The sequence below is a fragment of the Cyanobium sp. ATX 6E8 genome, assembly GCF_024346335.1.
Lineage (GTDB): Bacteria > Cyanobacteriota > Cyanobacteriia > PCC-6307 > Cyanobiaceae > Cyanobium_A.
Genome location: NZ_JAGQCT010000032.1, coordinates 1 through 9,023 on the forward strand (window position 1 = coordinate 1; position 9,023 = coordinate 9,023).

At 65.0% G+C, this 9,023-nt stretch carries 10 protein-coding genes and 1 pseudogene; 7 read left to right on the top strand and 4 right to left on the bottom strand.

Annotated elements, in window-relative coordinates:
• The 3 genes and pseudogenes from KBY70_RS14185 to KBY70_RS14195 form a co-directional block, all read right to left on the bottom strand.
• A pseudogene (locus KBY70_RS14185) lies at nt 1-120 on the bottom strand (photosystem II q(b) protein); the annotation flags it as partial.
• Between the two features lie 94 nt (nt 121-214).
• Entirely contained in the window at nt 215-604 is a 390-nt protein-coding gene (locus KBY70_RS14190) for a hypothetical protein (protein ID WP_254988947.1), read from the bottom strand.
• Between the two features lie 29 nt (nt 605-633).
• Nucleotides 634-921: a hypothetical protein gene (locus KBY70_RS14195; RefSeq protein WP_094561693.1), complete on the bottom strand. Its 288-nt coding sequence runs from the start codon at nt 919-921 to the stop codon at nt 634-636.
• A 386-nt stretch (nt 922-1,307) separates the two neighbouring features.
• Between KBY70_RS14195 and KBY70_RS14200 the strand changes: the two genes are divergently transcribed.
• From KBY70_RS14200 to KBY70_RS14220, 5 genes are all read left to right on the top strand, one after another.
• Nucleotides 1,308-2,468 (top strand): hypothetical protein, encoded by a 1,161-nt coding sequence (locus tag KBY70_RS14200; RefSeq protein WP_094561692.1) that lies wholly within the window; start codon nt 1,308-1,310, stop codon nt 2,466-2,468.
• 640 nt (nt 2,469-3,108) lie between these two features.
• Nucleotides 3,109-3,552, top strand: a complete 444-nt coding sequence (locus KBY70_RS14205) for an SLOG family protein (protein ID WP_254988948.1) — start codon at nt 3,109-3,111, stop codon at nt 3,550-3,552.
• 71 nt (nt 3,553-3,623) lie between these two features.
• Nucleotides 3,624-4,283, top strand: a complete 660-nt coding sequence (locus tag KBY70_RS14210; protein WP_254988949.1) for a siphovirus Gp157 family protein — start codon at nt 3,624-3,626, stop codon at nt 4,281-4,283.
• Nucleotides 4,284-4,392: 109 nt separating this feature from the next.
• Nucleotides 4,393-4,632 carry a hypothetical protein gene (locus KBY70_RS14215; protein WP_254988950.1) on the top strand — a complete coding sequence of 80 codons (240 nt, stop codon included), beginning with the start codon at nt 4,393-4,395 and terminating at the stop codon, nt 4,630-4,632.
• A gap of 59 nt (nt 4,633-4,691) precedes the next feature.
• Complete coding sequence (locus KBY70_RS14220; protein ID WP_254988951.1) at nt 4,692-5,471, top strand: RAD52 family DNA repair protein; 780 nt, start codon at nt 4,692-4,694, stop codon at nt 5,469-5,471.
• 149 nt (nt 5,472-5,620) lie between these two features.
• Here the strand turns inward: KBY70_RS14220 and KBY70_RS14225 are convergent, their stop codons facing one another.
• Nucleotides 5,621-7,075 carry a DUF6880 family protein gene (locus KBY70_RS14225; RefSeq protein WP_254988952.1) on the bottom strand — a complete coding sequence of 485 codons (1,455 nt, stop codon included), beginning with the start codon at nt 7,073-7,075 and terminating at the stop codon, nt 5,621-5,623.
• Nucleotides 7,076-7,301: 226 nt separating this feature from the next.
• Here KBY70_RS14225 and KBY70_RS14230 point away from each other — a divergent pair, with 226 nt between their 5' ends.
• Nucleotides 7,302-7,754 carry a DUF6932 family protein gene (locus KBY70_RS14230; protein WP_409996074.1) on the top strand — a complete coding sequence of 151 codons (453 nt, stop codon included), beginning with the start codon at nt 7,302-7,304 and terminating at the stop codon, nt 7,752-7,754.
• Nucleotides 7,754-8,770, top strand: a complete 1,017-nt coding sequence (locus KBY70_RS14235) for a hypothetical protein (RefSeq protein ID WP_254988954.1) — start codon at nt 7,754-7,756, stop codon at nt 8,768-8,770. The genes KBY70_RS14230 and KBY70_RS14235 overlap by 1 nt, the downstream gene beginning before the upstream one ends.
• Nucleotides 8,771-9,023: the final 253 nt, after the last annotated feature.

Consider the following 9,023-nt stretch of genomic DNA (forward strand, 5'->3'; position numbering starts at 1 on the left):
GCAGGGGATCATCAGCACACCGAACCAGCCCACATACAGGCGGTTGTTGGTGGAGGTGACCCACTCGCAGAACTGGTTCCACGCAGAAGCGCCTTGGCGCTGCTGAATTGTGGTTGTCATGAGAACGGTTGGGAGAGTGCTCGGCTGGCCTCTGCCCGGAGGCGTTGGCAGAAGAGCGGTAGATAGGTGCGATGCGGAAATCCGCTCGCTCATTTCAGCTTAACACCAGTTCACAGTCCTTAGCCGCCGAGGACCTGCTGTGGATCAGCAGCAGACCTGATCGCAGCCATAGGCCTCGCTTATCACCCCGTGATGGTGGGTTGATGCGCTCCTCAAGAGGTGCACTCTGCGTCGATTCCCAACCATTTCCTCCCATGTCCTGACCCTCCAGCAGCGTCAGTCGCTCCAGCGGCACCGACAGCTCGGCCCGAAACACGTGGGCCGTGCGCCGGTGGATGTGGTGCACCATCACCAGCTCAGTCGCCTGGGGCTGCTCCGGCGTCTCGCCCGGATCCAGGTGACCGCCAAAGAGACCCCAGCAGCCGGGAGCGACGATCGAGGGAATCCCATCGCGCAGCTGCGGGCATGGCTCCGGGAGGAGCACGGAGACTGGGAATGAGCATGATCGTGCGCCTATCGGCGGCGGCGCATGAACAGCAAGAACTCCTGCCGCAATCTTTGGTGGAGCGGCGTGATGTCAACCATTTCCTCCCTCGAGGGCGTGTTGAGGGTCACCGCAGTCCGCTCCACCTCTTTGCGGAGCTGGCGCATCACAGGAATCAGCAACAGAGCTGCCAGAAGGCTCGCGATCAGCAGCACCGGAAGGATGCTGGCGGTCATGGCTACAAACACGACAGCCGCGATGCCCTGAGCAACCGCCACTAGCCATTTCGGCCTTGCTTTACCGGGCAGCTGCTTCATGAGCCAACGCTACGCATCCTCACCAGCTCCGGCTGCTCGACAGCTAGGACCGCCACGAGCTGCTGCGGGCGAAGCTCAGGGGGGAGTGGGGTTTTGACCGCGTTTTGACCGCAGAATCAGCGGCTAATCCCTGAGAAGTCAATCGGGGCGACAGGATTCGAACCTGCGACCTAGTGCTCCCAAAGCTCTCTTTTTGGAGTTTGCCAAGTCGCCGTTAGCGACTGAACTTTAGGACAAAAAGCACTGGTATCACTGATACTCACCTTGCCAACGGCTGACAGCTGGCGACAACCTATGCCAATCTCAGGGGGCGATTTGCTCACCTGTTTGCTCACATGGGCAGTTCTAGGGCCTCGAGCACCTGGGCCAGCGTGCTGCGTTCTGGCTTGCGTCTCTCCCTCGCCCAGCGGGGCACGAGCAGCGGCTGGCGTGTGTCCGATCTGCGTGGACGCACGCGCTTAACGGTCGATGTCGCCGGCAGCCGCCATCAAGTTCTGCTGCCCTTCGAATGGACACAGGACCAAGCCGATGTGATCCGAGAGACCGTGTTGGCGATTCACTCCGCCCACCTCGATGGCAAGCCCCTCGACCGGGCTATCTCCGCCGCGCTGGCGTCGGAGGAGCAAGCAAGCCCAGAGGCCGCCGGCCCGATTGATTGGCCTGCCCTGGTGGAGCGGTTCAAGGCCCGCAAGTTAAGCAGCGGTGCCATCAAGCCGCAGACCTGGGACAACGCGTACAAGCGCCGTATGTCAGAGCTGCTGGCCGTCCTTGCCGGGAAGACACCACCAACCAATCCCCGCGAACTGCTTGAGGCCGTCACGGCCCGATGGGCCGATCAGCCCGGCTCCCGTGGCCGCCAGATGCAGGTTCAGCAGACCGCAGCGCTGCTGCGCTGGGGAGTTGATCACGAGGTGCTCGCGCCGGAGTGGGCACCCCCCCTCGACCTCGATCCGTTTGTGGGTCGCAAGAGGGAAGCTAAGGCGATCACCACCCCGCTGGAGGTGATGCACATCCTGGAGCTGGTAGAGGCCATTACCGACCCCCGATGGAGATTCGCTTTTCAGTTGCTGGCGGCCTATGGATTGAGGCCAGAGGAACTCCAGCACCTGGAGGTGCGCGACAGCCGCCTGTGGTGCAACTACTGCAAGAACACGAGCAGGGGTCAGACAAAGCCCAGGCCGCTGCGCTTGCTGCCATGCGACGACTGGGCTGAGGACTGGAAGCTTGTGGAGAGGTTCAAGACCCAGCTGCTACCGCCGATGCGCCCCGGGTATGGCGCTGAGGATCTGGGACTGCACATGCGCAGGCGCAGGCGCTGGCAAGATCTGCGTCGTGAGTACGAGGCGGCAGGAGAGAAGTTGGTCCTGTATTCCGCCCGCCATGGCTATGCGCACCGTGCGCACCTGATCTGCGAACTGCCGCCGAAGGTGGCCGCCGCTGCCATGGGTCACAGTGTCGAGACACACCTGGCGGCTTACAGCAAGTGGTGCGGCGATGACGTGGTGGATGACGCCTTCGAGCGAGCAGCGGCACGGTTAGCCCGGTAGGTGTTCAACACAGCGCAGTGCGGCAGTAACGACGGATCGGACTTGTTTTCTGGGCATTTCATCCACAACCGAAGCATTCCGCTGGTGAAGTTCTGGAATGTCCGCTGGGAGTGAAACACGGCACCGCAGGGCTTTGGTCGGCAACGGCCGTCCTTCAGCGTGCCACGGCTGCGCCATGGCGTGCATCGGCCAGCCGCCGCCGCCCACCGCTCCGGGGCCTGTGAAGGGTGGCAGGCAAGGCCACTCTCCCGCGGCTGCGGTGGCTGGGCGCTCAGGTCCGTTGCGTGGCCAGAGTGCACGGCCAGGCTTGCTCGCGCGGCTGCGCGGCCGATCGTTGTTTGGGGCTCGATTTGTTGCCCTTTCTCTTGCTCATCTGCCGTGAAGCCGGATCGCTCACGCCTGCCTAGATCCATTGCAGCACAGCCGCTTTGCCTGCTCTGTAGTGCACTTATACTGCTAGAATAAGGGCTGCGCCAAAGGCCCCAAGCCCATCGCCTGCGGTAATCCAATCCCCTGATCTCGCCGTCACTTTCGCTCTTCTCCTTGCGGTGTGATGCCCCGATCAGTTGTCACCTCTGGCAGCTGATTCATGGATCTTTGTTTCTCATCTAGCCCAGCAAGTGCACCATCTCGATCGCTGGTGATCGTTGCCGGCGGCGGCCGTGATCTGGTCTGGCCCCATCAGCGGGTTGCCGCTGAGCTGCTGGGCTTCAGCAGTGGCCGGCTGGTGCATTTGCTGCTCCACGGCGGTGCCCGCGGCGCGGATCGCGCCATTGGTCGCGCTGCCCAGCAGCTGGGCTGGTCAGCTCTTGCCCTGCCGGCCGAGTGGCGCCGCCATGGCCGGGCCGCCGGGCCGATCCGCAACCGGGAGTTGCTGGAGCAAGCCCTTGCCCGGGCCGTGGCCCACAGCTCCCCTGGCTGTCAGGTCTCGGTGCTGGTGCTGGCCTTCCCCGGTGGTGCCGGCACCGCCTCGCTGGTGCAGCAAGCCCGCCGCATGGCTGCCAGTTCTCCGGTGCCGATCTCGGTGGTGGAAGTCAGTCCATCGGCCGGGCTCTTGGCCGTTCCCACCGCCGTCCGCTGCTGATCCCTCAGCAGAAGCCTTCCGCGCCTGTTGGCGCCGCATTTTTTCTCACGTCCTTTACTCCTCTCGCCGTCATGGCTGTTCTAACCCCCATCCCTGCTCCAGTTGCTGCCCCTGCCCAAGCGGCAGCACCATCGGCATCAGGCCCTGCCTGCCCTATCCAGCGAGTCGCACCGGAAGGTGCGCCTGGTAGATCCGGTTCGCTCTGGCAGCTGGGCATCGAGGCCCAGGAGCTCACCTCCGCCATCGGCCAGCTGGCCGAGCAGCTGGAAACCGATGACCCCGAGCAGCGCGCCTCAGCCCTCGCCGAGCTCGAAGCCGCCTTGCTCGCAGAAGAAGGCAACAAGCAAGCCCTCTCAGCCAAAGCCGATGCCACCTGCTGGGTGATCGAGCACCTGCGCGGCCAGGCCGCCTACCGCCAGCAGCAGGCCAAGCGCCTCAGCGATCTGGCCCGGTGTGATGCCGGCCGGGCCGATGCCCTGGAGGAGTCGCTTGTGTTCGTCCTCACCCAGCTGCAGCCCAGCGCCACCCGCTTCTCGTTCCCCAATCACGAGCTCAGCAGCCGCAAGTCCTCCGCCGTCGTGATCGACGACGAGGAGGCCCTCGATTCCGAGTGGCTCGCCGTCACCACCACCACCAAGCCAGACAAGGCCGCCATCAAAGAGGCCCTCAAGGCCGGCCGCCAGATCACCGGCGCCCAGCTCCTCTCCCGCCGCAGCTGGCGCATCCACTGACGGGGGGCAGGGGGGCAGAGCCCCCTTGCACACGGGCCTGTTGCGGGAGCGGGCCCACGTCACTCCTCCCAGAGCCCACTCAGCCACCGATCGCCCCATCACCAGAGCCATGGATTTCTCCAGCTACGCCAGCGCCACCGCCACCAACAGCCCCACAAGCACCCCACCCAGGGGGCACATCTGGTCGAGCCGGTTGGGCAGCTGGGTGGTGCCGATCACCCGCAAGGGCAGCCGCCGGCCCTCGCCAGATCACATCTATTGCAGCGAGCCGCCCTGCTGGCTGCTGATCGAGCCCCTCGACCCAGACGCCGCTGCGCTGCCAAGCGCACCTCTCGGTGCGACCAGCTGAGCCGCTCACCTGCCATCCCTCCATCACGTCTCCACTACCCCATCTCACCCCTTGTCGCCATGACCTGCACCTTCTCCACCGAGCAGATCACTGCCCTCTCCGCCCCACTGGATCGCGCCAAGGTGCGCCAGCGCGAGCAAGGCCGCAGCTCCGTCAGCTATCTGGAGGGCTGGCAGGTGATCGCCGAGGCCAACCGCATCTTTGGCTTTGACGGCTGGCAGCGGCAAACCGTCGCCCTGCGCTGCGTCAACCAGAGCGAACGCACCATCGGCCGCGACCAGAAACCCGGCTGGGGTGTCACCTACACCGCCCGCGTACGCATCACCGTCGGCGAGGGCTCAGCTGCCCAGTTGATCCGAGAAGGCTGCGGCGCCGGCCACGGCATCGACACCGACCTGGGCCAGGCCCATGAATCCGCCCTCAAAGAGGCCGAAACCGACGCCATGAAGCGGGCGCTGATGACCTTCGGCAATCCCTTCGGATTGGCGCTCTACGACAAGCAGCAGAGGGAGGTGACCAGCTCAGCAGGGCAGGGCAGCGCTCCTTCACCTGCCAGCGCCAGCAACGGCACGCGATCGATCCATCGCCGCCCCACGCCTGCTGCCCCAAGCGCCAGCGGCGACCCTGGCCTGACGCCCCTCGACCCGGCCACCACCCGCCAGATCCTCGCCACCTTGCGCGGTCTGCCCCGGCCGGTGCTGGAAGGGTTCACCAAGGCCTTCCGCAAGCGCTTCCAGGTGCCGGAGGAGGCCACTTCCATTGCCGATCGGATCCTGCAGAAGCGTCATCACGACTGGATCGAGACCTACCTGGTGCAGCACCAGCAGGTGGCGGCATGACCACAAGCACTACAAGGAAGCGGAAAGGCATGCAACCTGCACGTCCTGGAGTTTGAGTTCGACCTGCTCTTGCTGTCCGGCAAGGCCCTGGTGGAGGCGATCCGATCCCTTCGGAAGCGGCCTTCCGGCGCCACAGGAGAAGAGCTGAATCAGCTCAGGCCCAGCTCCTGCATCCGCTGCCAGAAGGCACTCTTACGGCCATGCCCCGTGCGGATGGCGGCCATGTAGGCCTGGTGGCTGGGGATATCGCCCCAGGCCTCGATGCGCTTGCTGAGCAGCCCACAGCTCTGCAGGTGGCGGGCCGCATGGCCGTAGCGGCTGCTGCGGGCCTCGGCGAGGCTGAAATCGACTATCGAGCGCAGGGCCAACGTGGCCGCCAGGGGGTGGTCTTTACTCAGCTTTTCGGCAGCGGCACCCAGCACCTCGTACTGGGCGCCTTCCAGTTCGCTGCGCCGGTTCAGCACCAGCTCGGCCGTCTGCGCCAAGGCCGAGGGCCAGCTGAGCAGGAAACAGAGGCTCTGGGTCAGGCTCGGATACGCCAGGGCAATCGCAATGGCCCGCTGCTCCGCTTCCACGTCCTCAAAAGCCGGCAGCTGCTCGAGGTAGGCGCGCAGCAGGCTGCCGTCAAGGCAGCGCGCAAAGCAGTTCCAGCGGGCTGTCTGGGCCTCATCGCTGCGCCCCAGCGCCTGCAGTGCGGCGATGTGGGCGTGCTCCCACGCCATCTCCGGCCAGCGAGAGCGATCGGGGGTGGCCCTGGTGAGGAAGCCCAGGGCGTCCTCGGCGCGGCCGGCAGCCAGCAGGCGCCCTGCAATCTCGGCGGCGATGCGGGGGAAGCGCTGCTGCTCAGCGGTGTACTGGGCAATGAAGCCATCCACATCGCCGCTGGCTTCTGCCACGGCCTGCAGGCCCAGCTTCACGGTCCACTGGCGTGAGCTCTCGGCCCGCTCGTGGGCATAGGTGGGGCCGCCGGATCCGTAGGACACCTGCTGCCACTGCTCCCTGGGCGGCACCGGCACCGGCTGCTCACCCAGTTGCTGGAAGTGTTGCTTGAGCGCCGCCAGTCCCACCGGGCCCAGGGGCTCGCTCAGCTGCTGGATCAGATCGTCGAACACCCCATAACCGTTGTGGCAGAAGGCTTCGAACACCTGCTCCGCCAGGGCCAAGGGCTCAGGTTTGGCGGCCGCGGCGATCGGGCCCAGCTGGCGGATGGCCTCGCGGAAGATGTCGCCGATCAGGCCGCTGCTGTCATGGCAGCGGCCGAGCACGTTGTCCCCCAGCTCCAGGAACTGCCAGAGCAACTCCAGGGCGGCAGCGGGATCGCCCTGGGCGATCGGACCGGTGATGGCGTCGAGCTGGGCCGTGAGGTCTTTGCGAATCGGCTGGCGCTGGTCGCGCTCGTAGAAACGTCTAGAGCGGGCGATCGTGACCAGCCGCTGCCGCACCTGGGCGGCGGCATCCTGGGGGCTGGAAGATGAGGCCACGGCCAGCTTGAGTTGGCGCTTGATCGCCGGGTCGCTGGCGGCCAGCTCCAGCAGCAGCTCGGTAAGGCGCTCCGGCCCAAGGGCCAGCAGGGCTTTGGCATCAAGGGCAGAGGAGCGTGGCATCGGGGTGTGCCTCTGGGATGGCAGGGCCTGCTGCGCAGACTCTGCCCAGGATCGCCGTAGGGGAAGCCAAGGTCCAGCCGTGCTGCAGGCCGGGGGCACCTGCAAAGGCACATCAGCCGGTACCCAAAGGCTGGTGGTCTGGGTATAAAGCGGCCAGCATCGCGGCGCCATGCCCAGACAACCCGTCAGGTCTGTCAGCCATGGGAATACTGAGGACACCTGACGAATGGCGCCCCCACGCTTTGATCCCCATGGCTATTTGGAGGCCGGCATCCATCTCTGCACAATGGAAGAGCTGGAGGAGTTGTTCGGTTGGAACAACTGCCGCAGAGGGCTACTGGCTCAGCTCAGGGAGTTTGTGGAAACTGAACTGATGCAAGCCGCCGGTCAGCAGGCACCGCTGGTGCTCGATGGCACCTTCGTGACACGACATGAAAGTCCGGTTGAGATCGTAGTCGTATTGCTTCTCGATGAGATCGCAGAAGAGCACTTTTGGAATGGCGCTGACCTCTATTCCTCTCATCAGACAGTGCGCTCTCGGTATCAGATCCGGCTGTATGTCCATTCCGCGACCTACGGCATGGATGCATTGAGCAGGATCCAGGGGATCGACACTGTGGAGTTACTGGAGAAAGGCCTCCACCACAAACACTCAAAAGGCGTTGTGAGGTTGAACTGATGGGCACCTGGCTCGACGCGATGGAAGCCAGGGCGCGCCTGATCCATCAGGAGATCCTGGGGGCCCAGGCGCTCGCCCGTCGGGCAGGAGCCGATCCACAGGCGTTCACCGAACCCCTTTATCAAGAGCTGGCCCGCTACTACCGCAACAACTTTTCCTATGCCCTGCTGGCCGACCATGCCGACCTGATCGCCCGTTACCGCGGCCCGGGGGTCGCCAACCGTGAACCACCTGTGTCGCTGGTGACGACGCTGTTTGGCAATCTGCGCAAAGAGATCCAGCTGGTCGCCAAGGCGATCGCCGGGATGGAGGAGAAGAAGGTGCGCTGGCCGGCCGATCTCGACCCCCAGCTGGCGGGAGTGACCTACGGCAGCCTGGTGGTGGGCATGCGGGTGCCACGGCCTGGAGATGTGGGTGCCGACGGCCAGGCGGTGCTGCCCGGGGTGAGCGATGACCTCTACCGGGCGGTGCAGACGGCGGTGCAGAGCCTGCCGGCGATTCCACGCCTGATTCAGGACGGCCAGATCAGCGATGAGATCTACGAGCAGTTCCCCGATCCCGCCGTGCGCGACACGGTGATGGTGGCGGCCAGGCGCCTGGCACCCTCCGCCCAGAACAAAGCGATCAGCGAACTGTTCCTCAGCGGGCCGCAGCCCGATGCAAATCAGAGGCCGGCTCAGGCCCTCACCAAGCAGAGCCGCCAGATCCTTGGCCGCAGCCTCAACACCCCCAGCAGCCGGCGCCTCAAGAGCAATGGTGAGTTCGAGGGTGTGGTGCGGGAGGTGGACCTGGATGCTCGGCGCTTTGAGATCCGGGGGCGAGGTGCCAGCAGCGGCATGCGCTGCATTTATGAGCCCCGCTACCACGGCCAGATCGTCGGCATGCTCAATGCCGCCGTGCGCGTGAAAGGCAGCTACGAGGCAGCGGCCGATGAGCAGCCCAGGCTGGTGCGGGTGGAGCAGATCACGGTGACCAGACAGCCGGGTCAGCAGCTGGATCTCGAGGTCGAGTCCTAGTCCCGCTAAAAGAGTTTCGAGCCTAAGCGAGTGTTATACCTAAAGGGACTCCCGATGCAATTGGCCAGCAGCATGGGGATCAGCGGCTCTTGACGCAGTAGTTGCCTGATGAATACCAGCCCAACGGGCAGTGACGTGGACCCCGGCAATCGGTCCAGGGTGAATGAGAGTCCTCAGCCGGCCAGACTGGGCCGGGGACTTCACCATGAAACGCACCAGGCACACCGCGGAGCAGATCATCCGCAAGCTGAAA

What these genes read in the sequence shown, in the direction of transcription:
- KBY70_RS14195 (WP_094561693.1), bottom strand. Translation starts at nt 921, where the DNA reads ATGAAGCAGCTGCCCGGTAAAGCAAGGCCGAAATGGCTAGTGGCGGTT.
- KBY70_RS14210 (WP_254988949.1), top strand. Translation starts at nt 3,624, where the DNA reads ATGGCTGTTCTAACCCCCATCCCTGCTCCAGTTGCTGCCCCTGCCCAA.
- KBY70_RS14215 (WP_254988950.1), top strand. Translation starts at nt 4,393, where the DNA reads ATGGATTTCTCCAGCTACGCCAGCGCCACCGCCACCAACAGCCCCACA.
- KBY70_RS14220 (WP_254988951.1), top strand. Translation starts at nt 4,692, where the DNA reads ATGACCTGCACCTTCTCCACCGAGCAGATCACTGCCCTCTCCGCCCCA.
- KBY70_RS14225 (WP_254988952.1), bottom strand. Translation starts at nt 7,075, where the DNA reads ATGCCACGCTCCTCTGCCCTTGATGCCAAAGCCCTGCTGGCCCTTGGG.
- KBY70_RS14230 (WP_409996074.1), top strand. Translation starts at nt 7,302, where the DNA reads ATGGCGCCCCCACGCTTTGATCCCCATGGCTATTTGGAGGCCGGCATC.
- KBY70_RS14235 (WP_254988954.1), top strand. Translation starts at nt 7,754, where the DNA reads ATGGGCACCTGGCTCGACGCGATGGAAGCCAGGGCGCGCCTGATCCAT.